The 25,190-nt window shown below is 72.2% G+C and carries 24 protein-coding genes and 1 riboswitch; of the genes, 11 read left to right on the forward strand and 13 right to left on the reverse strand.

Annotation, left to right across the window (positions count from 1 at the left end; all coding sequences use genetic code 11):
- Positions 1–161: 161 nt before the first annotated feature.
- Together EJF31_RS21380 and EJF31_RS21385 are read right to left on the reverse strand one after the other, a co-directional pair.
- The gene (locus EJF31_RS21380) at positions 162–623 is read right to left on the reverse strand and encodes an SRPBCC family protein (protein ID WP_125039230.1); all 462 of its coding nucleotides are present in this window, start codon (positions 621–623) and stop codon (positions 162–164) included.
- Between the two features lie 46 nt (positions 624–669).
- Positions 670–1,755, reverse strand: a complete 1,086-nt coding sequence (locus tag EJF31_RS21385; RefSeq protein ID WP_125039231.1) for an exo-alpha-sialidase — start codon at positions 1,753–1,755, stop codon at positions 670–672.
- Positions 1,756–1,805: 50 nt separating this feature from the next.
- Here EJF31_RS21385 and EJF31_RS21390 point away from each other — a divergent pair, with 50 nt between their 5' ends.
- The 5 genes from EJF31_RS21390 (at position 1,806) to EJF31_RS21410 (ending at position 5,536) form a co-directional block, all read left to right on the forward strand.
- Positions 1,806–2,660 carry a DMT family transporter gene (locus EJF31_RS21390; RefSeq protein ID WP_125039232.1) on the forward strand — a complete coding sequence of 285 codons (855 nt, stop codon included), beginning with the start codon at positions 1,806–1,808 and terminating at the stop codon, positions 2,658–2,660.
- A gap of 129 nt (positions 2,661–2,789) precedes the next feature.
- Positions 2,790–2,996, forward strand: coding sequence for a hypothetical protein (locus EJF31_RS21395; RefSeq protein WP_125039233.1), 207 nt, complete (start codon positions 2,790–2,792; stop codon positions 2,994–2,996).
- Between the two features lie 95 nt (positions 2,997–3,091).
- Complete coding sequence (locus EJF31_RS21400) at positions 3,092–4,006, forward strand: alpha/beta fold hydrolase (protein WP_125039234.1); 915 nt, start codon at positions 3,092–3,094, stop codon at positions 4,004–4,006.
- 1 nt (position 4,007) lies between these two features.
- Positions 4,008–5,150, forward strand: coding sequence for a sorbosone dehydrogenase family protein (locus EJF31_RS21405; protein ID WP_125039235.1), 1,143 nt, complete (start codon positions 4,008–4,010; stop codon positions 5,148–5,150).
- A 38-nt stretch (positions 5,151–5,188) separates the two neighbouring features.
- Positions 5,189–5,536, forward strand: a complete 348-nt coding sequence (locus EJF31_RS21410) for a hypothetical protein (protein WP_125039236.1) — start codon at positions 5,189–5,191, stop codon at positions 5,534–5,536.
- Here the strand turns inward: EJF31_RS21410 and EJF31_RS21415 are convergent.
- The 10 genes from EJF31_RS21415 to EJF31_RS21460 form a co-directional block, all read right to left on the reverse strand.
- Positions 5,481–6,320: an ECF transporter S component gene (locus EJF31_RS21415; RefSeq protein WP_125039237.1), complete on the reverse strand. Its 840-nt coding sequence runs from the start codon at positions 6,318–6,320 to the stop codon at positions 5,481–5,483. The two genes, EJF31_RS21410 and EJF31_RS21415, sit on opposite strands and share 56 nt — an antisense overlap.
- Positions 6,317–7,903, reverse strand: a complete 1,587-nt coding sequence (locus EJF31_RS21420; protein ID WP_125039238.1) for an ABC transporter ATP-binding protein — start codon at positions 7,901–7,903, stop codon at positions 6,317–6,319. The genes EJF31_RS21415 and EJF31_RS21420 overlap by 4 nt, the downstream gene beginning before the upstream one ends.
- Positions 7,900–9,018 (reverse strand): energy-coupling factor transporter transmembrane component T, encoded by a 1,119-nt coding sequence (locus EJF31_RS21425; protein ID WP_125039239.1) that lies wholly within the window; start codon positions 9,016–9,018, stop codon positions 7,900–7,902. Before EJF31_RS21425 ends, EJF31_RS21420 begins: the two co-directional genes overlap by 4 nt.
- A 3-nt stretch (positions 9,019–9,021) precedes the next feature.
- The gene (locus EJF31_RS21430; RefSeq protein WP_125039240.1) at positions 9,022–9,903 is read right to left on the reverse strand and encodes a hypothetical protein; all 882 of its coding nucleotides are present in this window, start codon (positions 9,901–9,903) and stop codon (positions 9,022–9,024) included.
- Positions 9,894–10,970, reverse strand: coding sequence for a hypothetical protein (locus EJF31_RS21435; protein WP_125039241.1), 1,077 nt, complete (start codon positions 10,968–10,970; stop codon positions 9,894–9,896). Before EJF31_RS21435 ends, EJF31_RS21430 begins: the two co-directional genes overlap by 10 nt.
- 63 nt (positions 10,971–11,033) lie before the next feature.
- A riboswitch (cobalamin riboswitch) is annotated at positions 11,034–11,157 on the reverse strand.
- Between the two features lie 65 nt (positions 11,158–11,222).
- Positions 11,223–12,536: a phospholipase D-like domain-containing protein gene (locus EJF31_RS21440; RefSeq protein ID WP_125039242.1), complete on the reverse strand. Its 1,314-nt coding sequence runs from the start codon at positions 12,534–12,536 to the stop codon at positions 11,223–11,225.
- Positions 12,537–12,678: 142 nt separating this feature from the next.
- Entirely contained in the window at positions 12,679–14,172 is a 1,494-nt protein-coding gene (gene gatB, locus EJF31_RS21445; protein WP_125039243.1) for an Asp-tRNA(Asn)/Glu-tRNA(Gln) amidotransferase subunit GatB, read from the reverse strand.
- Positions 14,169–15,722: an Asp-tRNA(Asn)/Glu-tRNA(Gln) amidotransferase subunit GatA gene (gene gatA, locus EJF31_RS21450; RefSeq protein WP_125039244.1), complete on the reverse strand. Its 1,554-nt coding sequence runs from the start codon at positions 15,720–15,722 to the stop codon at positions 14,169–14,171. Before gatA ends, gatB begins: the two co-directional genes overlap by 4 nt.
- The gene (gene gatC, locus EJF31_RS21455; protein ID WP_125039245.1) at positions 15,719–16,018 is read right to left on the reverse strand and encodes an Asp-tRNA(Asn)/Glu-tRNA(Gln) amidotransferase subunit GatC; all 300 of its coding nucleotides are present in this window, start codon (positions 16,016–16,018) and stop codon (positions 15,719–15,721) included. The genes gatA and gatC overlap by 4 nt, the downstream gene beginning before the upstream one ends.
- A gap of 54 nt (positions 16,019–16,072) precedes the next feature.
- Entirely contained in the window at positions 16,073–16,417 is a 345-nt protein-coding gene (locus EJF31_RS21460) for a hypothetical protein (protein ID WP_125039246.1), read from the reverse strand.
- A 102-nt stretch (positions 16,418–16,519) separates the two neighbouring features.
- Between EJF31_RS21460 and EJF31_RS21465 the strand changes: the two genes are divergently transcribed.
- The 3 genes from EJF31_RS21465 (at position 16,520) to EJF31_RS21475 (ending at position 20,001) form a co-directional block, all read left to right on the forward strand.
- Positions 16,520–17,050, forward strand: coding sequence for a SigE family RNA polymerase sigma factor (locus EJF31_RS21465; protein WP_125039247.1), 531 nt, complete (start codon positions 16,520–16,522; stop codon positions 17,048–17,050).
- A complete protein-coding gene (locus EJF31_RS21470; RefSeq protein WP_125039248.1) occupies positions 17,043–18,152 on the forward strand; it encodes a PQQ-like beta-propeller repeat protein in 1,110 nt (369 codons plus the stop codon). The genes EJF31_RS21465 and EJF31_RS21470 overlap by 8 nt, the downstream gene beginning before the upstream one ends.
- A 127-nt stretch (positions 18,153–18,279) precedes the next feature.
- Positions 18,280–20,001, forward strand: a complete 1,722-nt coding sequence (locus tag EJF31_RS21475; RefSeq protein ID WP_125039249.1) for an insulinase family protein — start codon at positions 18,280–18,282, stop codon at positions 19,999–20,001.
- 2 nt (positions 20,002–20,003) lie between these two features.
- Here the strand turns inward: EJF31_RS21475 and ligA are convergent, their stop codons facing one another.
- Positions 20,004–22,088 (reverse strand): NAD-dependent DNA ligase LigA, encoded by a 2,085-nt coding sequence (ligA, locus tag EJF31_RS21480; RefSeq protein WP_125039250.1) that lies wholly within the window; start codon positions 22,086–22,088, stop codon positions 20,004–20,006.
- 146 nt (positions 22,089–22,234) lie between these two features.
- Here ligA and EJF31_RS21485 point away from each other — a divergent pair, with 146 nt between their 5' ends.
- The 3 genes from EJF31_RS21485 to EJF31_RS21495 all read left to right on the forward strand — a co-directional run bounded on the left by EJF31_RS21485 (position 22,235) and on the right by EJF31_RS21495 (position 25,137).
- The gene (locus EJF31_RS21485) at positions 22,235–22,783 is read left to right on the forward strand and encodes an alpha/beta fold hydrolase (RefSeq protein WP_125039277.1); all 549 of its coding nucleotides are present in this window, start codon (positions 22,235–22,237) and stop codon (positions 22,781–22,783) included.
- 129 nt (positions 22,784–22,912) lie between these two features.
- A complete protein-coding gene (locus EJF31_RS21490; RefSeq protein WP_125039251.1) occupies positions 22,913–23,551 on the forward strand; it encodes a TetR/AcrR family transcriptional regulator in 639 nt (212 codons plus the stop codon).
- Positions 23,548–25,137 carry an MFS transporter gene (locus EJF31_RS21495; RefSeq protein WP_125039252.1) on the forward strand — a complete coding sequence of 530 codons (1,590 nt, stop codon included), beginning with the start codon at positions 23,548–23,550 and terminating at the stop codon, positions 25,135–25,137. The genes EJF31_RS21490 and EJF31_RS21495 overlap by 4 nt, the downstream gene beginning before the upstream one ends.
- Positions 25,138–25,190 lie beyond the last annotated feature (53 nt).

Consider the following 25,190-nt stretch of genomic DNA (forward strand, 5'->3'; position numbering starts at 1 on the left):
CACCTGCGCCGCAAGCTCAAGCGCTACCTCGCCCGCGAACTCTTCACCCTGCTCCGACAAGACCTACGAGCCCTCAACACCCCCGCCATCGCGGCTTGACGCGTCATAGGAGCATCGACTCGACCTCTGTGGGGCCGGCAGTTGCGCCGACTCGACGGCGCTCAGCCCTCGGCGGCGACCTTGAGCCGGGCCAGGCCCTTCTCGAAGTCCTTGCCGACCAGCTTGTCCATGTTGAACAGCTTGCCGATCACCACGCCGAACCCCTTGTGCTCACCGGTCATCGTCCAGGTGACGTCGGTGCCGGTGCCCGCGGCGGACGGGACGAAGGTGAAGGTGACGTCGTTGGTGGCCTTCCACGGCTTGAGGAAGGCCAGCCGGATCCCGATCCGCTCGGGTACCGAGGACGTGATCTCCATGTTGCCCTGGCCGGCCCGGCGGTTGCCCGACCAGGCGTAGTGGGCGCCGGTGCCGCTGGCGGGGCCGGAGTAGGTCCGCTCCAGGGCGGGGTCCACGTCCTCCCACGGCGACCACGCGGTCCACTCGTGGAAGTCGTTGACCAACGCGTGCACCCGACCCGGGTCCGCCTCGATCGTCGCCGAACGGGAGATCTCGAACTCGCTCATGGCGCGCATCCTCGCGCACCCGGCCGGGCGCGTGCTGGAGTTCGGGTCAGATCGCGGCGGCCCGCACGCACATCACGTCGGGGAGGTCGCTGACGATCTGGCGCCAGGTGTCGCCCTCGTCCGCGGAGCCCCACACGGAGCCGTTGCGGGCGCCGAAGTAGAGCCCGGCCCGCTCGTGACCGTCGGCGCACATCGCGTCGCGCATCACCGCGACGAAGAAGCCGTCGGGCAGGCCCGCGGCGAGCTCCTCCCACGTCCCTCCCGCGTCGCGCGAGCGCCACACCCGGGCCTTGGCGTCCGGCGGGTAGCGCCGGTCGCCGCCGCCGATCGGGAAGACGTAGACGGTGTCCGGCTCGTGGGGGTGGACGACGATCGGGAACCCGAAGTCGGCCGGCAACCCGTCGGCGATCGACTGCCAGGACGCGCCGTGGTCGTCGGAGCGGTAGACGCCGCCGTGGTTCTGGAGGTACATCCGCTCGGGGCGGGCCGGGTGCCGGGTGACCTTGTGCACGCACTGGCCGAACTCGGGGTACTGCTGCCCCTCGGGCAGGAACTCCGCACGGATGCCCTGGTTGCGCGGCTCCCACGACGCCCCGCCGTCGTTGGTCTGGTAGACGCCACCGGTCGAGAGCGCGGCGGTCACGGACTGCGGGTCCGTGGGGTGCGGGAGCACGGTGTGGAAGGCCTGGCCGCCGAAGCCGGCGTTCCACTGCGGCCGGTGCGGGTGGTCCCAGAGCGCCTGCTCGAGCGCGAACGTCTCGCCGCCGTCGGTGGAGCGGAACACCGCGCCGGGCTCGGTGCCGGCGTAGACGACACCCGGCTCGGCCCCGGGCACCAGCTGCCAGACCCGCTCCAGGGTCGCGCCGGTCGACTCCGGGAAGCGGATCGCGCCGTTGGGGGTCTCCGCCCACGACGCGCCCAGGTCGTCGGAGTGCCGCACCTGGGGACCCAGCCAGCTCGACGACGCACCGGCCAGCAGCCGTGGCTGGTCGCCGCGGGTGTCGACCATGCAGGAGTAGACCTCCTCCATGTCGAAGTGCGGACCGGTGAACTCCCAGTCCACGCGGGCCTCGTCGGAGGTCCCGATCCACAGTCCCTTGCGGGTGCCCACGAGCAGCACTGTCCTGTCCACGGTCAACTTCCCTTCGTACGTCGATCCCGGGTCTTTCGTAGTGTGACCCGGTGACCACCCGATTCTCACCGGTCTGGCTGGTGCTCGTCGGGATCTTTTCGGTCCAGTTCGGCGCGGGCATCGCCAAGAGCCTCTTCGACGAGGTCGAGCCGACCCTGATCGTGTGGCTGCGGCTGGTCACCAGCGCGGTGGTCCTCGCGCTCGCCGCGCGACCGGTCCTGCGCGGCCGGAGCCGGCGCGACTGGCTGGTCGTGCTGGGTCTCGGCGCCTCGCTGGGCACCATGAACTGGGCGATCTACCAGTCGTTCGCCCGGATCCCGCTGGGCATCGCGGTCACCATCGAGTTCGTCGGGCCGCTCACGCTGGCCGTGCTCGGCTCGCGCCGCGCGCGCGACCTGGTCTGGGTCGGCCTCGCCGGACTGGGCGTGGCGCTGCTCGGGGTCGAGCGGGCCCACCTGACCTGGCCCGGCGTGCTGTGCGCGCTGCTGGCCGGCGCCGCGTGGGCGGCGTACATCCTGCTGAGCGCCGAGACCGGACGACGCTGGCCCGGCCTGGACGGGCTGGCGGTGGCCAGCGTCGTGGCGACACTGCTGCTCACCCCGTTCGCCCTGCACGTCGGCGGCGACAAGCTGGGCGACGGGCGGGTGCTGCTGCTCGGCGCCGCCGTCGGGCTGCTCAGCTCGGTGATCCCCTACAGCTGCGAGATGGTGGCGCTGCGCTCGATCCGGCCGGCCGTCTTCGGGGTGCTGATGAGCCTGGAGCCGGCGGCCGCAGCCCTCGCCGGGATCGTGGTGCTCGGGGAGTTCCTCTCGCCGGTGCAGTGGGTCGCGATGGCCTGCGTGGTCGTGGCCAGCGTCGGCGCCACGCGGAGCGGGGCCACCCTCGCCGAGCCGGTGCCGGACTGATCGCCGACGAGTTCACCCAACCGTCACACGACGTTGACGCCGGCGACCTCGCGCCCTCCTAGGTTCGTTGTCAGAGCAGGAGTGCTGCACCACCCACCGCAGTTGCCGACGTCGTCCCGGGAGCCAGTCATGAACCTCTGGAAGTCGCTCCACCGCCATCTCACGCAGTGGCCGGTCGAGTCGCAGCAGGTCGCCCGTCGCAACGCCATGATCGCCTCCACCGCGCTCGCCCAACGACGTGCGGAACGCGACGAGGTCGAGGACTTCCTCGCCGGACTGACCGGGTCCGCCGGCGGGTCCCCGACCGCGGAGGTCGCAGCCCAGGCTGCTCTGTGAGCTGGGTTCACCGGGTCGGCCCACCTCCCTGGGCACCTGGTGAACCCAGCCACACCTCCCGCACCCGGCACTGAGGCTGGGGCACAATCGGGCCCATGCCCGCCTCCGCCGCCCGCGCCGCCACGGACGACCAGATCACCTTCCACGACGTCCTCTCGGACGACGGGACACGGCTGCGGGCGTGGACCAACGACCCCGCGGGCCGCATCGACGGCCCGACCGTGGTGCTCTGCAACGGGCTCGGCACCAGCCCCTGGACCTGGCCGGCGCTGCTCGACCCCGACTGCGGCGTCCGCGTCGTGTCGTGGAACCACCGCGGCACCGGCGGGTCGGACCGCCCGAGCGACCCGCAGCGCGTCGGCATCGAGGAGTTCGTCGAGGACGGCCTGTCGGTCATGGACCACTTCGGGGTCGACCGGGCGGTCCTCATGGGCTGGTCCATGGGCGTCAACACGATGTTCGAGCTCGCGGTCCGCCACCCCGAGCGCGTCACCGGCCTCTTCGCCGTCGCGGGCGTCCCCGGCGACACGTTCGCCACCATGCTCGGCCCGCTGCACCTGCCGCACCTCGCGGCCCGCGCCCTCACCGTGAGCCTCTCCCGCGCGATGAAGCTCGGCGGCCGACTGCTCACGCCGATCGCCTCGCGGCTGCCGGTCGGCCCGCGCGCCGTCGACCTGATCACCCACAGCGGCTTCATGCTCCCCGTGCCGGACCCCGAGCTCGCCGCGGTCGCGATCGCGGAGTTCCTCACCACGCCCGTCGACTGGTACTTCCACCTCGCCCTCAAGACCTCCGAGCACGCCCGCGTCTCGCTCAGCGGCATCACCGTGCCGACCATGTTCGTCGCCGCGACGTACGACGTGCTGGCCGGCGCCCGCGACATGCGCACCGCCGCCGACCGGATCGAGGGGGCGACCTACGTCGAGCTCCGCGGCAGCCACTTCATCCAGATGGAGCAGCCCGAGCGCGTGCACGAGCTGCTGCTCGACTTCCTGGAGCGGGTGGGCTGACGTGCGCCGGGGGGCGGTCGCCCTGGTCGCGATCGCGGCCCTGGCCGGCTGCACCTCCGGGGGCGACTCCTCCGGCGAGCCGGGCGACACCGTCACGGCCTCACCGGCGCCCACGTCGAGCGCCACCTCCTCCGGCAGCCCCTCGAAGCCCGCCGGCACCCCCTGGGTGGTCGGGACGATCGCCACCGGGCTGGCCGTGCCGTGGGGGCTGGCGTTCCTGCCCGACGGCGACGCGGTCGTCACCGAGCGGGACACCCGCCGGGTGCTGCTGATCCACGGCCCCGACCACGACGTCAGGGTGATCACCACCATCGGCGAGCCCGTCGGCGAGGGCGCCGCGGGCGAGTCCGGGCTGCTCGGCGTGGCGGTCTCCCCCGACTTCGCCAGCGACCACCTCCTCTACTTCTACGTCACGACGCCCGAGGACAACCGCATCGAACGGGCGACGTACGACGGCGGGCGGCTCGGCGACCTCGAGGTGGTCCTCGACGGCATCCCCCACGGCTACATCCATGACGGCGGCCGGCTCGCCTTCGGGCCCGACGGCTACCTCTACGCCTCCACCGGCGAGACGGGCGACGAGTCCCTGGCCCAGGACAAGGACTCCCTCGGCGGGAAGATCCTGCGGATCACCCCCGACGGCGACCCGGCACCGGGCAACCCCTTCGGCACGCCGGTCTTCTCCTACGGCCACCGCAACGTGCAGGGCCTGGCCTTCGACGACGCCGGGCACCTGTGGGCCTCGGAGTTCGGGCACGACCTGTTCGACGAGCTCAACCTCATCGTGGCCGGCCACGACTACGGCTGGCCGGTCGTCGAGGGACGGGGCGATGCCGCAGGCATGACCAACCCGCAGGTCGTGTGGGACCCGTCGGTCGCCTCGCCGTCGGGCCTGGCCTACCTCGACGGCGAGCTCTGGCTCGGCTCCCTGCGCGGCATGCGCCTGTGGCGCATCGACGTCCACGGCACCCGCGCCTCCCACCCGACCGACTTCTTCGTGGGCGAGTACGGCCGGATGCGCACGGTTGCGGTGGCTCCCGACGGACGGCTGTGGGTGACCACCAGCAACCGCGACGGCCGCGGCGCCCCGGTCGAGGGCGACGACCGGATCCTGCTGGTCGACCCGTACGGCGGACAGCAGTGACCAGCGGGGGCGAGCAGCTGCCGACGTGGCCACTGACCATGCTCAGACCCGAGCTCGAGCTGCGCGTCGGTGCGCTGCGCGAGGAGACCCTCGGGGTGCTGGCCCGGCACCTCGACATCGCTGGGTTCAAGACCAAGGACGCCACCCCGACCGGCTTCCGCGCGGTGCACTTCGCCTGGGGCTGGATCCTGGTCGGTGAGACGTCCTACCGGACCGAGCTGCTGGTCCGCGCCGAGGGCGACGCCGTGACCGTGGCCGTCGGCCGCAACGCGCGCACCAGCAAGCCCCGTCGTCTCGCCGCCCGAGGGTTGAACGCCGCGCTCGACGACCTCAGGAGCCGTGGGGTCGGGGTGCACTGGACGCCGTGGGCTGAACAGTCCCGGTGACCGTCGCCCGCCGGGAGGCCCGGCGCAGCGTCGACAGGACGGCCGGGCCGAGCACCGCGATCGCCACCGCGTTGGTGATCGCCCGTCCGGTGTCCCAGCTGCCGGTCGACGTGAGCAGCGTGTAGACCGCGAAGCGGTGCAGGTTGTCCGCGACCGGTGCGCCGGCCACGAACGACAGCGAGCTCCCGTGGCCGGGCACCTCCACGCCGAGCAGGAACGGCCAGCCCGAGAGGTTCATCAGCAGGCCGAACGCGTAGGCCGCGACGATCCCGTAGACCACCAGCATGGCGATCTCGGCCCGCCCGGTGACCCGCCGCGGGAGCAGGCCCGCGCCCATCCCCACCCAGGCGGACACCAGCATCTGGAACGGCAGCCACGGGCCGACGCCGGCGGTCATCAGGGCCGACGCGAAGAGCGACGTGCAGCCCAGGACGAAGCCGAAGCCGGGGCCGAAGACGCGCCCGGCGAGGATCAGCAGGAAGAGGACGAGCTCGACGCCGGCGGTGCCGGGCGAGATGCCACGCAGGACGGCGTTGATCGCCGAGAGCACCCCGAGGATCGCCAGCACGCGGGGGTCCATGCCCCCCTCGCTGATCTCGGCCAGCACAACGGCGATGACGACGGGCAGCAGGCCGAGGAAGAGGAACGGCGGGTCGACCCGCGGCTCGTCGCCGACCTGCACGAGCAGCGGCCAGCAGAGCATCATCAGCCCGGCCAGCGACGCGACGCCGAGCACGAGGGCGGTGCGCGGCGCGATCGGGACCGCCGAGACGCGGGCGCTCATGCCGAGTCCAGCCGTGCGGCCACCTCGTCGACCCGCAGCCACGGCGCGCCGAGCACCTTGGTGACCTGGGGGGCGAAGGCGGGAGACTCGGCCACCACGCGGCGTACGGGCCCGGAGGAGACGACCTCGCCCTCGGCCAGCACCACCACGTCGTGGGCGGCCTGGGCGACGAACTCGACGTCGTGGGTGGCGACGAGGACGGCGTGCCCCTCCTCGGCCAGGGTGCGGAGGATGCCCGCGAGCTCGTGCTTGGCGGCGTAGTCCAGGCCGCGCGTCGGCTCGTCGAGGAGCAGCACGTCGGGCCGGGAGACGAGGACCAGGGAGAGCGCGAGGGCGAGCCGCTGGCCCTCCGAGAGGTCGCGCGGGTGGGTGTCGTCCGGGATGCCCGGCACGAGGCGCTCGAGGATCGCCCGGCAGTCGCCCGAGCCGCCGTCGGCGGCGGCGCACTCCTCGGCGACGGTCTCGAGGTAGAGCAGGTCCGCGGCGTTCTGCGGCACCAGGCCCACCAGGTTGCGGCGACCGGCGGCGTCGAGGGCCGCCGGGTCGTGGCTGCCGACGTGTACGTCGCCCGCCGCGCGCCGGCCGCTGCCCTGCAGGGCCCACATCATCGAGGACTTGCCCGAGCCGTTGCGCCCCATCAACGCCGTGACCCGGCGCGCGCCGAGGGCGAGGTCGACCTCGCGCACCGCGACGGTGGGGCCGTGCACGACGGAGAGGCGACGGGCCCGGAGCGCGACACCGTCGGAGTCGGCCTCCACCTCCGGGGTCGGGGGTGCCCCGAGTCGGTCGGCCAGCCCGCGGGCCAGCCGGCGGGCGTCGCGCACGCTCAGCGGGAGCGGGTCCCAGCCGGCCGCGCGGCCGAGCTCGACGATCGGCGGGACCACCGGCGAGTCGGCCAGCAGGGTCGCCGGCTCGCCCACCCGCACGGCACCCCCGCCGGTCATCAGGCACATCCGGTCGGCGAAGGGGACGACCCGCTCGAGCCGGTGCTCGGCCATCAGCACGCTGACGCCCAGGTCGTGCACGAGCCGGGTGAGGGTCGCCAGGACGTCCTCGGCTGCGGTCGGGTCGAGGGCGGAGGTGGGCTCGTCGAGCACCAGCAGGCGGGGGTGCATCGTGAGGACCGACCCGATGGCGACGCGCTGCTGCTGGCCACCCGAGAGGGTGCGCAGGTCCCGGTGGCGGAGCTCGGCGATGCCGAGCAGGTCGAGGGTCTCCTCGACCCGGCGGCGCATGGTGTCGGCGGGCAGGCCGAGCTGCTCCATGCCGTAGGCCAGCTCCTCCTCCACCGTGTCGGTCACGAAGCCCGCGGCGGGGTCCTGGCCGACGTAACCCACGAGGTGGGCGCGGTCGCGCGGCGGGGTGCGCACGACGCTGGCGCCGTCGAGCAGCACGTCGCCGGAGAGGTGGCCGCCGCTGAACCGCGGCACCAGCCCGGTCACGACCCCCAGCAGCGTGGACTTGCCGACGCCGGTCGGCCCCGAGACGACGACGAGCTCGCCCTCCTCGATGGTCAGCGAGACCCGGTCGAGGACGGGAGGCCCCTCGGCGTAGCCGAACGTGATGTCGCGCAGCTCGATCATGCGGCGGCCTCCACGTGGCCGCGCAGTTCGGGCGCGGGACGGTACGGCGCAGCCACCGGCGGCGACGCCAGTCCGCCGAGCAGGCCGATCGCGGCACCGAGCAGGGACGCGCCGCCCACCCGCGGGACCGTGGCGAGGTCGGGGTAGGCCAGGGCGATCTGGTGCCCGCCGACCCACCAGGCGAGGGCTGCCACCGCGACGCCAGACGCGACGACGACGAGCTCGGGCAGCCGCCAGTGGTCGGGCCGGTAGCGGGTGCGCTCCACCCGACGACCCGCGCTGAGCAGGCCGGCCGTCGCCGTCGCGGCACCGAGGGCGAGCATCGGCAGCGCGAGCCAGCGCGGCGCGGTCTGGTCGAGGACGGCGTAGGTGCCGACGCAGATGCCGACCAGCCCGGTCAGCATCAGGGCTCCGGTGGTGCGCCGGGCGGTCCGGCCGAGGTTGCCGGCCCGGCCGTAGCCCCGCGCGTCCATGCCCGCCGCGAGGGCCAGCGACCGCTCCAGGGCGTCCTCGAGGACCGGCACCAGGAAGCGGCGCAGCCGCCCGATCCGGCCGGTGTCCCCCGCCCGCAGGCTCTGCGCGGCCCGGACCCGGCGCACGCTGTCGGCGAACTGCGGCAGCACGGTCACCGCCACCACCAGCGCGGTCCCGATCTCGTAGAGCGCCGGCGGCACCGAGCGGAGCAGCCGCTTGGGGTTGGCGAGGGCGTTGGCGGCGCCGATGCAGATCACGATCGTGGCGAGCCGGAGGCCGTCGTACAGGCCGGCCAGGAGCGCCTCCCGCGTGATCGGCCCCAGCAGGGTGATGCCGGCGACCCAGTGCGGCAGGGGCACGGCCGGGAGCGGGACCAGCACGGTGCCGACGTCACCGGCCCCGAAGACCACCCGGAACGCCAGCCGGACCCCGACGATCACGACCCCGAGCCAGACGTAGATCCGGAACGACGCGGCCCACGGCTGGTCGGAACGTCGCGCCATGACGACCACGCTCGCCACCGCCACCAGGAGGAGCAGCACGAGCGGGTTGGTCGTCAGCGACGCCGCCGCGGCGAGACCGATCGCCCACACCCACCAGGCCACGGGGTGCAGGTCGCGCGGGAGCCGCGTCGGGGACATCGCTCAGCCGGCCCTGCGGCGACGCACGAGCGCGGTGGCACCGGCCGCCGCGAAGAGCACCGCGATGGCCGCCGGCGCCACCCAGGCGGGGAGGCCGCCGTCGTCCGGGGTGGGTGCGTCCGCGCTGGGTAGGGCGCCCGCCGGGGACGGCGACGCCTCGGGGGTGTCGGACGCCGACGCGATCGCGCTCGGCGACGTCGACGCGTGGCCCCGGTGGTGCTTCTTCGGGCCGGGTGCCGCAGACCGCGTGCTGGACGCTGCGGCCGAGGCGGATGCGTCACTCGACGCGGTCGCCGTCGACGCTGGTCCGGCCGTGCTCGGGGGCTGCGAGGCCGGATGCGTCGGCTGCTGGGTCGGCCGCTGCGTCGGCTGGTGGCTCGGTGAGGGCGAGGGGGTCGGCGACGCGGTCTTGTGGGCCGTGGGGGCCGCACCCGGCGGGGACTTGGTGCTGCTGCCGTTCCACGAGAGGGCGACGTACCCGCCCTCGGGGACGGTCAGCGAGTCGACGCCCTGGCTGGCGTAGGTCCAGGTCCCGGACGTGCCGTCGGACCACCACAGGCCCCAGTAGGCGTCGGCGGGCGGGGTGTTGACGCAGGACTCCTGGTCCGAGGACGGCGCGTTGTTGACCCGGCACACGAACCCGGGCTGGCGCTGCACCCGGGTCAGGGCGAAGCCGGAGTCCTCGAACTGGGTCGCCGCGTCGTCGCCGGCACCACCGGCGTCGCAGACCTGCTGCACCCCGCCGCCGAGCTCGTGGAAGTCCACGACGACCGTGACCCCGCTCGCGGTCGAGCAGGCGGCCGCCTGGGCCGGCGCCGCAGGGATCACACCCGTCGCCGCGGTCACGAGGACCGCGGCGACGAGCGAGGCGAGCGTCAGCCGCACGTCAGGTAGCCCAGGCCCGGCGCCGCCTGCGAGGTGGCGCGCCGCCACTGGTCCTGGGTCTCGGTCGTGATGCCGTCCGTCGCGGCGGCGTCGTACGCCGTCCGGTCGTAGGCGATCGCGCCGCGCTCGCCGTCGAGCGGCTTGCCGCTGGCGACGTCACCGACCTGGAGCTTCTTCACCCAGGCCGCCGCCTTCGAGGCCGCACCGCACGCGCCGGAGCCGCCGAGGGCCCAGGCCGCGAGGCCGGTGCTGTTGGCGTTGGAGGTCTCGGTGGCGGGGCCGCCGCCGAAGCTGCCGTTGTCCTTCTGGTGGTGCTTGAGCCACGCGACGGCGTCCTTGATCGCGGCCTTCACCGCGGCCGACTTGTGCGGGACCGGCCGCAGGTTGATCACCGCGAGAGCGGTGACGTCGGTGTCGGGTGCGCTGGTCGTGGACCGCTTGCCGGCGTCGCAGGACTGGTCGGCCTTGGCCTTGCCCGCGAAGTTGAGGCGGAACCAGCCGCCGGAGCACTGCTGCTCCAGCAGGAAGCGGATCGCCTCGTCAGCCTTCCCGGAGCCCGCCACGGCCAGGCCACGGGCCGCGAAGGCCTGGCCGATGGTGTTGGCGTAGTCGGTCGCGGACTTGTCCTGGATCCGGCCGACCGTCGGGATGTCGGCACTGATGCGTCGGTTGAGTCGCTGGACGAGGTCGACACCGCCGAAGGAGCGCGGGTCGGCGCCGGTGGCCTCGGCCAGGACGACCGCCTTGGCGACGGAGCCGGCGTAGACGTCGTCGGTGCCGAAGTCGACGCCGGTGGTCCAGCTGTCGACGTGGGTGGCCAGCGCCGTGCGGATGTCGGCGACGTGGGAGGCCTGGCCCCCGGTCGCGATCAGCGCGAAGGCGACGTCGGCGGTGAGGCCGTAGTCGTCGAAGGAGTACTGGTCGTTGTGGACCAGGCCGCCGGTCAGCTGGCGGGTGAGCCAGGTGCCGGCCCGGTCGTCGGGGGCCGCCTGGGCGGCTCCGGGGACGAGCGTGAGGAGCAGGGCGGAGACGGCGACGAGCGCCGAGCTCCTGGAGAGGCGTGACATGAGGGTTCCTTCCCGCTGCACAACGGGAGGCCCGGGGCCACCCGCTGGTTTCCACGACAGCGTGTGATCAGGACGCGTCGCGGCAGGTGGTCCGGCTCGCTCCCCGAGGCGAACCTCGGCGAGCACACGGTTGCGGGTCAGCGCCGGATTCGGACCGGCTTCCCCCACTGCGGGCGTGATGAGTTGTGTGAGCGCAGCATACCGACGGACCGGCCCCCGTGAGGGGGCCGGTCCGCCCGTGGACGCCGTGGGTCAGTCCGCCTCGACGAGGGCGTACGGATCGACCGAGCTGGTGCTCCAGCGGCCGGGCAGGTTGGTGCCGGTGCCGGTGCCGGCGGGGTCCTTGCCGTTGGGGTACTTCTTCGGCGGGTTGTGGAAGAGGTGGTTGATCCACCCGTTGTAGCGGTTCAGCGTGACCGGGCGGCTCAGCCGGAGCACGGCCTCGTCGCTGGCCAGCACTGCCGGCGACCAGTTGGCCGACCCGTTGAGCGTGATGGTCGCGGCGTGGTCCTTGCGGTAGTGCCCCTGGATCGTCATGACCTTCATGTGGAGGTACTTGTCGTAGACGCCGTCGGCGTTGAAGTCCTGCACGATCTGGCGCATCGGCACGGGGTGGTCTCCCCCGTGGCGCAGGATGCGCAGCACCTCGTTGCCCATGACGGCGTACACGATCCGGATGCGGCAGCCGTTGTTCTGCATGTGCCGGATCCGCCACGCGATCTGCTTGCCGCGGTCGCCGTACCACGAGGTCTGGGCGATCCGCAGGCTCGTGTGGCCGTCACCGGTGTTGCGTGCGCCGGAGCAGGTCACCCGGTCCAGCTCCCGCATGACGGGGTCCTTGGTCGTGTGCGCGCCGGTGTAAGGGAAGGCCATCGTGGTCAGCGACCGGTAGCGGTGCACGCGGTAGCCCTGCGCGACCGGCTGGTCCTTGAACATCTGCGAGAAGACCTTGCGGAACTCCTTGAAGACCTTCGGACGGCCCACGACGGTGAAGATGTCGTTCCACTGGCCGCTGACCGCGAGGTCGGTGGCGTTGAAGGAGCCGTTCATCACGACGTCGTGGGCGCGACCCACGTGGTCGAAGAGGAAGAACTTCGAGTGCGCGATGCCGCGCGTGCCACGGCAGGAGCTGCGGCACTTCTCGAGGTGGCTGCGCATCGCCGGGCGGCGAGTGCGGTTGCCGTTGTTCTTCAGCGCCCGCTGCAGCCGGTTGACGCCCTCGTTGGGGTTGTCGGGGTTGGCGTTGCCGCGGTCCATGATCACCCGGACCGACACGTGCCGCTTGTGGGCGGCGATCAGCGCGTCGACGATCGCGTCGCTGCGGATGTTCCAGCTGGCGATCCGGATGTGCGACATCCGCGGCGTGCTGTCGATGGCGCGGATGACGTGCCGGATGATCACGCGGCGCTCGGTCCGGTCACCGAGGGGATTGTTGGTCTTCACCCCCGCGGGCGGGGTGTAGTGCCCGACGGCGGAGGCCGGGGCGGCGAACGCGCCGGCTCCGATCGCCAACGTGGCGACCAGGGCGACGAGCAGGGAAGGAAGTCGTGCTGAGCGGGTGGACATCGAAGCGGCCAGCTCCCAAAGGATTGGTTGCGGTCAGGGTCGGCTCTCCCGGAGCGACCGCAGACTTTACCAACCGGTGCTGGCCGCCCCGATGTCACACACGCATCGCGGACTCACACTGTGGGCAGGGTCTCAGACCCGCTCAGGCCAGCTTCTCCAGGATCAGCTCGCGCACCCGGCCGGCGTCGGCCTGGCCGCGCATCTCCTTCATGACCGCCCCGATCAGGGCACCGGCCGCGGCCACCTTGCCGTCGCGGATCTTGTCCGCGACGTCGGGGTTGGCGGCGATGGCGTTGTCGACGGCCGCGGACAGCGCGCCCTCGTCGGAGACGATCGCGAGCCCGCGGGCCGCGACGATCTCCTCGGGGGTGCCCTCACCGGCGAGCAGACCGTCGAAGACCTGGCGGGCCAGCTTGTCGTTGATGGTGCCGCCGTCGACCAGCGCCTGCACCGCGGCGACCTGCGCCGGCGAGACGCCCAGGGCGCCGATCTCGACACCCGAGTCGTTGGCCCGACGCGCCATCTCCGAGAGCCACCACTTGCGGGCGGCCTGCGGGGTGGCCCCGGCCGCGATGGTCTCCTCGACCAGGCCGAACGCGCCGGCACCCACGGTGTCGCGCATCTCGAGGTCGGAGAAGCCCCACTCGGCCTGCAGGCGGGCGCGCTTCTGGGTGGGGTTCTCCGGCAGCGTGCCGCGGAGCTCCTCGACCCACTCGCGCGACGGCGCCACGGGCACCAGGTCGGGCTCGGGGAAGTAGCGGTAGTCCTCGGCGTCGGACTTCTCGCGACCACTCGTGGTGATCCCGGTGTCCTCGTGCCAGTGGCGGGTCTCCTGCAGGATCGAGCCGCCCGCGTCGAGGATGCCCGCGTGGCGCTGCATCTCGTAGCGGACCGCACGCTCGACCGAGCGCAGGGAGTTGACGTTCTTGGTCTCCGAGCGGGTGCCGAGCGTCCCGGTCCCCTTCGGCGACAGCGACAGGTTGACGTCGGCGCGGATCGAGCCCTGGTCCATCCGGGCGTCGGAGACGCCGAGGGCGACGATCAGCTCGCGCAGCTGGGCGACGTACGCCTTGGCGATCTCAGGCGCCTTCTCCCCCGCGCCCATGATCGGGCGGGTGACGATCTCGATCAGCGGGATGCCGGCGCGGTTGTAGTCGACCAGCGAGTAGTCGGCGCCGTGGATGCGACCGGTCGCGCCGCCGACGTGCAGCGACTTGCCGGTGTCCTCCTCCATGTGGGCGCGCTCGATCTCGACCCGGAAGGTCTCCCCGTCGACCTCGACGTCCATGTGGCCGTCGAAGGCGATGGGCTCGTCGTACTGGGAGGTCTGGAAGTTCTTCGGCATGTCCGGGTAGAAGTAGTTCTTCCGCGCGAAGCGGCACCACTCGGCGATGTCGCAGTTGAGCGCGAGGCCGATCCGGATCGCCGACTCCACGGCCTTGCGGTTGACCACGGGCATCGCGCCGGGCAGCCCCAGGCAGGTCGGGCAGACCTGCGTGTTGGGCTCGGCGCCGAACTCGGTCGGGCAGCCGCAGAACATCTTGGAGTTGGTGTTCAGCTCGACGTGGACCTCCAGGCCCATCGCCGGGTCGTACGCCGCGAGGACGTCCTCGAAGGACACAAGCGTTTCGGTCATGCCGAGTCTCCGTTTCGGTGATCGAGCTTGCCGAGTTCCGGGGCCTTGTCGAGCAGCGGGCCGCCCCACTGGTCGAGCAGCGCGGCCTCGAGGGCGGCGCCGACACGGTAGAGGCGCTCGTCGGCCAGGGCCGGCGCCAGGATCTGGAAGCCGGCAGGCAGGCCGTCCTCGTCGGCGAGGCCGCTGGGCACCGAGATGCCCGGGACGCCCGCGAGGTTGGCCGGGATGGTCGCGAGGTCGTTGAGGTACATCGCGATCGGGTCGTCGAGCTTCTCCCCCAGCTTGAACGCCGTGGTCGGCGCGGTCGGCGACACCAGCACGTCGGCCTTCTCGAACGCAGCGTCGAAGTCGCGGCTGATGAGGGTGCGCACCTTCTGGGCCTGGCCGTAGTAGGCGTCGTAGTAGCCGCTGGACAGGGCGTAGGTGCCGAGGATGATGCGGCGCTTGACCTCGTCGCCGAAGCCGGCGTCACGGGTGGCCCGCATGACGTCCTCGGCCGACGGGCTCTCGATGCCCTCGGGCAGGACCCGCAGGCCGTAGCGCATCGCGTCGAACTTCGCGAGGTTGCTGGACGCCTCAGCCGGCAGGATCAGGTAGTAGGTCGCCAGCGCGTGCACGAACGTCGGGCAGGAGACCTCCACGACCTCGGCGCCGGCCTTGACCAACAGGTCGACCGACTCCTGGAAGCGGGCCAGCACGCCGGGCTGGTAGCCCTCTCCGCCGAGCTCGGTGACGACGCCGATCCGGACGCCGGTCATGTCGCCGGCGGCACCCTGACGGGCGGCCTCGACGTAGGCGCCGACCGGGCGGTCGATGCTGGTGGAGTCGAGCTCGTCGTGGCCGCCGATGACCTCGTGCAGCAGCGCCGAGTCGAGCACCGTGCGGGTGACCGGGCCGGCCTGGTCGAGCGAGTTGGCCAGGGCCACGAGGCCGTAGCGGGAGACCGAGCCGTAGGTCGGCTTCACGCCGACCGTGCCGGTGACGGCGCCGGGCTGGCGGATCGAGCCGCCGGTGTCGGTGCCGATGGCGAGCGGCGCCTCGAAGGCGGCCACGGCCGCGGCCGAGCCACCGCCCGAGCCGCCGGGGATCCGGTCGAGGTCCCACGGGTTGTGGGTCGCGCCGTAGGCGGAGTGCTCGGTGGAGGAGCCCATCGCGAACTCGTCCATGTTGGTCTTGCCCAGGATGGGCAGGCCGGCCTCGCGCAGCTTGCGCACGACGGTGGCGTCGTACGGCGGCACCCAGCCCTCGAGGATCTTCGAGCCGCACGTCGTGGGCAGGCCGGCGGTCGCCAGCACGTCCTTGACCGCGATCGGGACCCCGTCGAGCGACGACAGGGGGGCGCCCGCGGCGCGGCGGGCGTCGGAGGCCGCCGCCTCGGCGAGGGCGCCGTCGGCGTCGACGTGGAGGAAGGCGTGCACCTCGCCGTCGACCGCGGCGATCCGGTCGAGGTGGGCGCGGGTCAGCTCGACCGAGGTGACCTCGCCGGCCGCGAGGGCGTCGGCGAGCTCGGCCGCGGTCCTGCGGGTCCAGTCGGTGGTGGGGGCGGTCACTGCTCGTCTCCCAGGATGCGAGGGACCGAGAAGCGCTGCTGCTCGTGGGCGGGAGCACCGGACAGCGCCTGCTCGGCGGTGAGGCACGGGCGGACGACGTCGTCTCGGAAGACGTTGGTCATCGGCAGCGCGTGCGAGGTCGGGGGGACGTCGTCGCCGGCGACTCCGCTGATCGAGGCGACCGACTCGAGGATCACCGACAGCTGCGGTGCGAGGTGGTCGAGCTCGGCATCGTCGAGGTCGATCCGGGCGAGGTTCGCCAGGTGGGCGACCTCGTCACGGGAAATGTCAGGCATGGGGGCCATCCTAGGAGAGCCCCGGACTCGGCCTCCCCCCGGTCGGACCCGGGCTCAGCCGAGGAAGACAGCCACGGCCGCCGTGTCCAGCAGTGCCCCGGCCAGGATCGCCAGCCAGATGCGCCAGGAGGGCGCACGGCGCTCGAGGGCCACCGTGGGCAGGGCCGTGGCCAGCAGCCCGGCCACCACGCCGAGCACGGCGTTGCCGACGCCGTCGGCGACCGCGAAGCCGCAGACGGCGACGACGAGGGAGAACAGCCCGACCGCGGCGTACGCCGTGTCCCGCAGGCCCGTCCCGGCGAAGGTCGCCACCGCGACACCGGCCTGGGCCGCGACGCCGGTCACGCCGGTCGGCCTGTCGGTGGAGCGGGCGCCGTCGGGCGCGTAGGACTCGAGCACGAAGGGGATCTTCCCCCGGTCGCGACGACACAAACGGGCGGCGCGCCCAACCAAGGTGTGACCTCGCGCATCTGACAGGGTGAACGACACGAGGGAGAACCGATGCCACACCTTCCCGGACGCCCACCGTCCGACGACGACTACACCGAGTTCGTCCATGCCAGCTGGTCCTCGCTGTACCGCACGGCGTACCTGCTCCTCGGCGACCACGCCGAGGCCGAGGACCTCGTCCAGACGGCGCTGGCCAAGACCTACGCCTCCTGGCGCCAGGTCCGTGACCTGAGTGCCGCGCCCGGCTATGCCCGCACCACGCTGGTCAACACGGCCACGTCGTGGTTCCGCAGGAAGTCCTGGCGGAACGAGCGTCCCGTGGAGGAGCTCCCGGACCAGGTCGTGCAGCACGATCCCTCCGACCGTCCCGCACTCGTGACCGCTCTCGGGGAGCTGCCGCCGCGGCAGCGCGCGGTCGTCGTCCTCCGCTTCTACGAGGACCTGTCCGTGGCTCAGACCGCCCACGCCCTCGGCTGCTCCGAGGGCACCGTCAAGAGCCAGACCTCCGACGCCCTCGCCCGGCTGCGCACGCTGCTCGGCGACGCCGTCGTCCCGCACACCCTGGGAGCCCTGCATGACTGACCGACTCACCGCCCTCCTGCACGAAGAGGCCGAGCACCTCGCGGTGCCGCCCCCGCACGCCGCCCAGGTCATCGCGCGGGGACGCCGCCTGCACCACCGTCAGCAGGCCGTCACGGGCGTCGTGGCTGTGGCCGTCGTCGCGACGCTGGGCGTCGTGGCCGGCCTCCTCGGAGGCCTGCACCCCGACCGGGCCGCCGAGCCGGCGGGGACCACCGACGAGCACGGCGCGATGTTCACCCTCGGCACCACCGTCTTCTACGACGGGGGCACCGAGCACGTCGCGATCGACGACAAGGCCGTCAAGTCGAGCTACTACACCTCGGCGGGCCTGCTGGTCCGGCACGGCAACAACAACGCCAGCGACGGCGGCGGACCGCAGCGGTTCTCCCTCGTCACCCCGTCGGGCACCGTGCAGCACGTCTCCGTCGTCACCGAGGAGAGCGTCCCGGGCGTCGACCCGACGCAGCCCTACCTGGCCTACACCGAGGTCACCGACGGCACCGTCGAGGTGGTCGTCCACGACGTCGCCACGGACACGGAGGTGGCCCGCGTCGCGATGCCGGGCGACTTCACCTGGGGCGGCTGGTCCGGTCCTCCGGTCGCCCTGAGCGGCGACACGGTGTACGTCGGCTCCGACGACGTCACCCGCACCGTCGACTGGCGGACCGGCAAGGTCGGCACGACCGATGTCGTCACCGGCGGCTACCCCGTCGTCCAGGGTGGTCGCACCGTCGGCCGGGACGGCGACAAGGTCCTGGTCCTCGACGTGGCGACCGGGAAGACCCTGCTCGCGATCCCCGTCGGCCAGTACGGCTACGCCAAGCTCTCCCCCGACGGCCGCTTCGCCACGGTCGACGCCAAGGACGGCAAGTCCTTCACCGTCTACGGCGTCGACTCCGACACCACGGCGACGTTCGACGGCTACTCGTTCGGCTACGGGTGGACGCCCGGCGACGACCTGTTCACCGTCAGCAAGCACCACGTGGTGACCTGCTCGGCGACGTCGGGCGACTGCGTCACGGGCGACCAGGTCATCCCCTCCGAGGGCGGCGGGATCGCGCCCGACGACCTGAGGCTGGCGAACCAGACCTACGAGTCCTGAGGAGTGCAGGACGTCATACGGACAGAGCAGACGCCTGCCCCGTCCGTATGACGTCCGAGCGGTCTCAAGCCTCCGGAGGGGCGGCTACTCTTCCTCCCCGGGCCTGCGAGAGAACAAGGGGATTGCGGTGGAGTCGCTCTCGGGCAGCACAGTCTTTCGGACCGACGTCGACGGTGTGCCCTGCTTCTGGGTCCGGAGCGGACGACCGACTCTGACTGCAAGGCTGCTCTTCAGGACCGGCGCCGCCGACGAGTCTCTGCATGAGTCCGGTTGGACACACCTGCTGGAGCATCTGGCTCTCCATGACCGTGACGGCGGGGGGCTGCAGGTCAACGGCTCCGTCTCCGTTCTGCACACGGCGTTCGACGCTGTGGGAAGTCCCGAAGCCGTCGCGGCCTTCCTCACGGGAGTTGCCTCCTGGGTCAGCGGTCCGGACCTGGCGGAACTCGACCGCGAAAGGCGAGTTCTCGCTGTCGAGGCCCAGCAGGGAACCTCGGCCGCGAGGCGAGCGTTCACGTGGCGGTACGGCGCGTGTGGCCCCGGCATCATCGGCCTCAGCGAGCTCGGCCTCGGGCGGGCCACGGCAGAACGGCTCAGCGAGCGGGCTCGTCGGATCTTCACCCGCGGAAACGCTGCGCTCGTCCTCGACGGTCCCCCGCCTGCCGACCTGGATCTGGCGCTGCCCGAAGGATCCCTCGTCCCACCCTGTGCCGCTGAGTCGCTCATCAGTCGGCCATTCGTCTATCGCGACACCGGGATCGTGATCAGTGGCGTGGTGCCGAGGTCAGGTCGCGCGGGCGTGCTGGCGGATCTGCTCCGCCGCTCCTTGATACGTCGGCTGCGCCATGAGGACGGCTCCGCCTACTCTCCGTGGGCGTGGTACGAGCCCGTCGACGCCGATCACGGCGTTGTGCTGGCAGGAGCGGACATCAGCACGCAAGGTCTGAACGACGCCGCCGATCGCGTCTACGACGAGTTGCAGAACTTCGGCCGCGACGGATGGGTCGACGAACGCCTCGTCGACATCAGACTCGAGAGGGAACAGGCACTGCTCGACCCCTTCGGCTGGATCGGATTGGCTCACGCGGCCGCCCGTTCCCACCTCGACCAACGTCCCATCAGGACGCTCGAGGAGGAGCTGGCCGAGATCCGGAGCGCAACGCCGGGCGACATCCACGCAGATCTGGTGCAGCTGAGGAACTCACTCCTGCTTGCCGTGCCCCACGACGCCACGTGGTCAAGACCCCTTCCCACGCTCATCCCGCCCCGGTCCGAGGTTGGGCTCAACAGCGGTGCCCGCAGCATCAACTGGCCGTCGGACAGGTCCAGGCTGCTCGTCACCGACGAGGCCATCACCATGGGCACCCAGGACCATCGCCGCAGCATCAAGGTCGACGACGTTGCGGCAGTGCTGACGTACCCCGAGGGCTTGCGCATTCTTCTCGACCGCGAGGCGTGGTCGATGAATCTCGAGCCCTCGGTCTGGCAGGGCGGCGATGACGTGGTGGCAAGGATCGACGCCATGTTTCCGCCCGACCTCTACCTCCCGCAGCCACCTCACGAACAGCCACCGGCTACGAGGATCAGTGCTTGGCGACGTTGGCGTTGGGTCGCACTCGACAAGGCATTGGTGCCGTTGGGACTCACCGTCTCGGCCCTTCTCATGCTCAGCCTCCCTGTCTTCATGTGGGCCAGCTTCACCCGCAGGTTGACGGTTCCGGTGGTGTGGGGCGGTTGGTTCATCGCGGCGGTCGGCTTCGGAATCGGTCGAGAGAGCCTCCGGGAATACCGGGACCGCCGTGACAGGAAGCGCGAGCTGCGCGCCCAAGACGTCCTTGTGTCTCGCTGACCTCAGCTGGCGGGACCATGCTCGAGGAGGGCCTTGAAGCCCTCCTCGTCGAGGATCGGGACGCCGAGCTGCTCGGCCTTCTCGGCCTTGGAGCCCGCGCTCTCGCCCACCACGACGTAGTCGGTCTTCTTCGACACCGAGCCGGCCGCCTTGCCGCCGCGGGACAGGATCGCCTCCTTGGCGGAGTCACGGCTGAAGTCGACCAGCGACCCGGTGACGACGACGGTGAGGCCCTCGAGGGTGCGGGGGGTGGACTCGTCGCGCTCGTCGGCCATCGTGACGCCGGCGGCCTCCCACTTCTCGACGATCGTGCGGTGCCAGTCGACGGTGAACCACTCGATGACCGCCTCGGCGATCGTCGGGCCGACGCCCTCGGCGGCCGCGAGCTGCTCCTCGCTGGCCGCCCGGATGGCCTCCATCGAGCCGAACTCCGTGGCCAGTGCCCGGGCGGCGGTCGGTCCGACGTGGCGGATCGAGAGCCCGACGAGGACGCGCCACAGCGGGACCTCCCGCGCCTTGCCGAGGTTGTCCAGCAGCCGCTGGCCGTTGGCCGACAGCACCCGATCACCCTCCTCGTCCTTCTTGGCCGCGCGGGTGAACAGGTCGGTGGTGAGCAACTGGTCGGCGCCGAGGTCGAACACGTCGCCCTCGTTGGCGATCGCACCGGCCTCGAGGAGGGCGACGGCGGCCTCGTAGCCGAGGCCCTCGATGTCGAAGGCGCCGCGGCCGGCGACGTGGAAGACCCGCTCGCGCACCTGGGCGGGGCACTTCTCGTGGTTGGGGCAGCGACGGTCCTTGTCGCCCTCCTTCTGCTCCACCAGGCCGGTGCCGCACGAGGGGCACTCCTCCGGCCCGACCCACGGCGCGAGACCCTCGGGCCGCAACGGCAGCACCGGGCCCACGATCTCGGGGATGACGTCGCCGGCCTTGCGCAGGATCACGGTGTCGCCCGGACGGACGTCCTTGCGCTCGACCTCGTAGTAGTTGTGCAGGGTGGCGTTCTCGACGGTCGAGCCGGCCACCCGGGTCGGCTCCATGACGCCGTAGGGCGTGACCCGGCCGGTGCGCCCGACGTTGACGCGGATCTCGAGGAGCTTGGCGTTGACCTCCTCGGGTGGGTACTTGAACGCGATCGCCCACCGGGGGGCGCGGCTGGTGGAGCCGAGCCGTCGCTGGAGGGCGACGTCGTCGACCTTCACCACGACCCCGTCGATCTCGTAGGGCACCAGCGAGTGGCGGTGCTCGCCGGCGTGGGCGATGAAGCCCTCGACGTCGGTCAGGGTCGGCAGCACCCGGACCTGGTCGGAGACCGGCAGGCCCCAGGCCGCGAGCGCCTCGTAGGCCTGGGACTGCGCCCGCGGCTCGAAGCCCTGGCGGGCGCCGATGCCGTGGCAGACCATGCCGAGCGCCCGGGTCGCGGTCACGCGCGGGTCCTTCTGGCGCAGCGAGCCCGCCGCGGCGTTGCGGGGGTTGGCGAAGACCGGCTTGCCGGCCTCGGTCATCGACTCGTTGAGCCGCTCGAAGGCCTCGACCGGCAGGAACACCTCGCCGCGCACCTCGACCAGCGCGGGCACCGGGAAGTCCGCGGACTCCCGCAGCCGGTGGGGCACGGAGTCGATCGTCTTGACGTTGGGCGTGACGTCCTCGCCGGTGCGGCCGTCGCCGCGGGTGAGGGCCCGGACGAGGCGGCCCTCCTCGTAGAGCAGGTTGATCGCGAGGCCGTCGACCTTGAGCTCGCAGAGCAGGGCCGGCGACTCGACGCCGTCGCGGCCGAGCCGGGCGTGCCAGGCGGCCATCTCCTCGAACGAGAAGGCGTTGTCGAGGCTCTCCATGCGCTGCAGGTGGTCGACCGCGGTGAACTCGGTGGAGACGGCGCCGCCGACCTTCTGGCTGGGTGAGTCGGGGGTGCGCAGCTCGGGGAACTGCTCCTCGAGCGCCTCGAGGCGGCGCAGCCGCACGTCGAAGTCGCCGTCGGAGAGCGTGGGGTCGTCGAGGACGTAGTAGCGCCAGCGCGCGTCCTCGATCTCCTCCGCGAGCTGGCGGTGCTCGTCACGGGCCTCGGGGGTCGCCGGGGTCGGGTCGCTCATGGGGCACATCTTGCCCGGTGGCACCGACGTCCCATCCGGGGGCGCGTCGGCTCCGAACACCTCCCGTGCCGACCGAGACCGCGACACCAGCCTCGCCTGCCCTGACCCGGAGGGACGTCCCCGGGCTCCCCCGTGCCTTGGTGCTGATGCTGCACGGCGGCAAGGAGACGTCGACCCGCCCGGTCGACGGCCGCAGTGCGTCGTGGCGACGGTCGGCGGCGATGCAGCGCGCCATCAGCGACTCCCTCCACGCGGCCGGCGTGAGCACCTGGCTGGTGGGCTACCGGCAGCGCGGGTGGAACGGCGGGGCGCCCGTCGAGGACGCCCGCTGGGCCCTCGACGAGGTACGACGGGAGCTCGGCCGGCTCCCCGTCGTACTGCTCGGGCACTCGATGGGCGCACGCACCGCCGTGCACGTGGCCGACGACCAGGACGTGGTCGGCGTGGTCGGGCTGGCCCCGTGGCTGCCCGAGGGCGAGCCCGTCGAGGCCCTCGCGGGCAAGCGGCTGCTGGCGGCCCACGGACGGCGCGACCACATCACCTCCCCGCGGGCGACCCGCGCCTACGTGGAGCGTGCGGCCCGGGTCGCCGCCGAGGTCGACTTCGTGGACATGGGGCCGGTCGGCCACTACATGTTCAAGCGGGTGCGGGCCTGGAACGACCTCGCCGCCCGGGCCTCGCTCGCCCTGCTCTGATCGCGTCGACAACTGGTCCAGACCATCCGCGCGATTCCGGATTGGCCGGGAATGGATCGGCGGTCCTCGGCTGTTCGCGATGAAACGAAACCGTTTCGTTTCATCCATGTGAACAGATCGAGGACACGCATGACCCCCAGTTCCGAGCCGGTCCTGACCCGTCCGCGGGTCGAGGGCGACCGTGAGCAGGAGATCCTCGACGCCACCCTGGAGGTCCTCGGTGACGTCGGCTACGACCGGCTCACCATGGACGCCGTCGCCACCCGCGCCAAGGCGTCCAAGGCCACGCTCTACCGCCGCTGGAACGGCAAGGTCGCCCTGGTGATCGACGCCCTGCTGTCGGTCAAGAGCACCCCCGCTGTCCCCGACACGGGCAGTCTCCGCGAGGACCTCATCCAGTCGTTCTGCGGCATGGGCGGGCTCACCGACGAGCAGTCGGTCGGCACGTTCGCCGCGGTCATCACGGCCATCAGCCGCGACGCGGAGTTCGCCGAGGCGTTCCGTCGCGAGGTGATCGGCCCCAAGGCCCGCGTCGCCCAGGAGATCTTCGAGCGCGCCGACGCGCGCGGCGAGATCGCCCCCGGCGTCGACCTGTCCCTGCTCGCCCCCGCCCTCGCGGGCATCGTCCTGCACCGCATGTACCTCATCGGGGAGCTCCCCGACCAGGACCTCATCACGCGGGTGATCGACCAGATCATCCTGCCCGCCGCCACCTGCCGGCCCCAGACCTCCTCCGTCAACGACGACACCACTGAAGGAACCTCATGACCGACGTCCAGCAGGCCGAGGCGACCACGCCCGGCACGCACAAGCACCTCGGATGGGCCCTCGTGCTCATCTCGGTGGCGCAGCTCATGGTCGTGCTCGACGGCACGATCGTGAACATCGCGCTGCCCTACATCCAGCACGACCTGGACATCTCGACCGCCAACCTGCGCTGGGTCGTGACCGGCTACGCGCTGGCCTTCGGCAGCCTCCTGCTGCTGGGCGGCCGCCTCGGCGACCTCTACGGCCGCCGCAAGATCTTCATGACCGGCCTCGTCATCTTCGGCGTCGCCTCCCTGCTCGGTGGTCTCGCCACGAGCGAGGGCCTCCTCCTCGCCGCCCGGGCCCTCCAGGGCCTCGGCGCCGCGCTGGCCTCCCCGGCCGCGCTCGCCCTGATCACCACGACGTTCCCCGCCGGACCCGCACGCAACCGCGCCTTCGCGGTCTATGCCGCGATGTCCGGCGTCGGCGCGGCCGTCGGCCTGCTGCTCGGCGGCTGGCTCACGGGCCTGCACGGCATCGGCAGCTTCGACGTCGAGGGCTGGCGCCTGACCCTGCTGATCAACACCCCGATCGGCATCGTGACCGCGCTGCTCGCGCCGCGCTTCCTCGCCGAGTCCGAGAGCCACCCCGGCGAGCTCGACCTGCCCGGCGCCGTCACCGGCACCCTCGGCCTGCTCGGCGTCGTCTACGGCATCAGCCGCGCGGGCACCAACGGCTGGTCGGACACCTGGACGCTGGTCACCCTGGGTGCCGGTGTCGCCGTGCTCGTCGTCTTCCTGCTGGTCGAGCGCTCCGTCGAGCACCCACTGCTCCCGGTCCGGGTGTTCACCAACCGCACGCGCGCGTCCAGCTTCGTGGCGATGTTCTTCGCCCCGGCCGCGATGTTCGCGATGTTCTACTACCTGTCGCAGTACATCCAGAACGTCATGGGCTACTCCCCCATCAAGGCCGGCGTCGCCTTCCTGCCGTTCTGCTTCGGACTGGTCGCCGCGGCCGGCATCTCGTCCAACCTGGTCAACCGGATCGACCCGCGCTTCCTGGCCGGCATCGGCACGCTGCTCGCGGCCAGCGCCCTGTTCGGGTTCTCGCGCCTGCCCTACGACACGTCGTTCCCGGTGCACGAGGTGTCCGGCAGCTACGCCACCGACATCCTGCCCTTCATCCTGATGATGTCGTTCGGCATGGGCCTCACGTTCGTCCCGCTGACCCTGACCGCGGTGCACCACCTCCGCGCCGAGGACTCGGGGATCGGCTCCGGCGTCCTGAACACGATGCAGCAGGTCGGCGGAGCGCTCGGCCTGTCGCTGCTGGGGACGATCGCGACCCAGACCATCAAGGACCGGGTCGACACGCTCAACGCCGCCGCCCACCAGGCCGCGGCCGCGGGTGGAGCCCAGCAGCAGGCCGCCCAGCAGCAGGCCGCGCAGGTGGCCTCCGGCCACCAGGTCTTCACCGAGGGCGCCACGTCGGCGTTCCTCCTCGGCGCCGCCCTGATGCTGACCGCCTCGCTCGTCACGTGGGTCTTCCTCAACGTGAAGCACGAGGAGCTGGCCACGGACGGCCCCGAGGGCGTCCACGTCGGCTGACCCCGTCCCACCCGCGCCGACCCGTCGTCAGCTGACGACGGGTCGGTGTCATT

The organism is Nocardioides sp. LS1 (assembly GCF_003865225.1).
Classification (GTDB): Bacteria; Actinomycetota; Actinomycetes; order Propionibacteriales; family Nocardioidaceae; genus Nocardioides; species Nocardioides ginsengisegetis.

Bases quoted from the DNA above. Each gene is read 5' to 3' on its own strand.
- EJF31_RS21380 (WP_125039230.1), bottom strand. From the start codon at position 623: ATGAGCGAGTTCGAGATCTCCCGTTCGGCGACGATCGAGGCGGACCCG.
- EJF31_RS21395 (WP_125039233.1), top strand. From the start codon at position 2,790: ATGAACCTCTGGAAGTCGCTCCACCGCCATCTCACGCAGTGGCCGGTC.
- EJF31_RS21400 (WP_125039234.1), top strand. From the start codon at position 3,092: ATGCCCGCCTCCGCCGCCCGCGCCGCCACGGACGACCAGATCACCTTC.
- EJF31_RS21410 (WP_125039236.1), top strand. From the start codon at position 5,189: ATGCTCAGACCCGAGCTCGAGCTGCGCGTCGGTGCGCTGCGCGAGGAG.
- EJF31_RS21415 (WP_125039237.1), bottom strand. From the start codon at position 6,320: ATGAGCGCCCGCGTCTCGGCGGTCCCGATCGCGCCGCGCACCGCCCTC.
- EJF31_RS21420 (WP_125039238.1), bottom strand. From the start codon at position 7,903: ATGATCGAGCTGCGCGACATCACGTTCGGCTACGCCGAGGGGCCTCCC.
- EJF31_RS21425 (WP_125039239.1), bottom strand. From the start codon at position 9,018: ATGTCCCCGACGCGGCTCCCGCGCGACCTGCACCCCGTGGCCTGGTGG.
- EJF31_RS21435 (WP_125039241.1), bottom strand. From the start codon at position 10,970: ATGTCACGCCTCTCCAGGAGCTCGGCGCTCGTCGCCGTCTCCGCCCTG.
- EJF31_RS21440 (WP_125039242.1), bottom strand. From the start codon at position 12,536: ATGTCCACCCGCTCAGCACGACTTCCTTCCCTGCTCGTCGCCCTGGTC.
- gatB (WP_125039243.1), bottom strand. From the start codon at position 14,172: ATGACCGAAACGCTTGTGTCCTTCGAGGACGTCCTCGCGGCGTACGAC.
- gatC (WP_125039245.1), bottom strand. From the start codon at position 16,018: ATGCCTGACATTTCCCGTGACGAGGTCGCCCACCTGGCGAACCTCGCC.
- EJF31_RS21465 (WP_125039247.1), top strand. From the start codon at position 16,520: ATGCCACACCTTCCCGGACGCCCACCGTCCGACGACGACTACACCGAG.
- EJF31_RS21470 (WP_125039248.1), top strand. From the start codon at position 17,043: ATGACTGACCGACTCACCGCCCTCCTGCACGAAGAGGCCGAGCACCTC.
- ligA (WP_125039250.1), bottom strand. From the start codon at position 22,088: ATGAGCGACCCGACCCCGGCGACCCCCGAGGCCCGTGACGAGCACCGC.
- EJF31_RS21485 (WP_125039277.1), top strand. From the start codon at position 22,235: ATGCTGCACGGCGGCAAGGAGACGTCGACCCGCCCGGTCGACGGCCGC.
- EJF31_RS21490 (WP_125039251.1), top strand. From the start codon at position 22,913: ATGACCCCCAGTTCCGAGCCGGTCCTGACCCGTCCGCGGGTCGAGGGC.
- EJF31_RS21495 (WP_125039252.1), top strand. From the start codon at position 23,548: ATGACCGACGTCCAGCAGGCCGAGGCGACCACGCCCGGCACGCACAAG.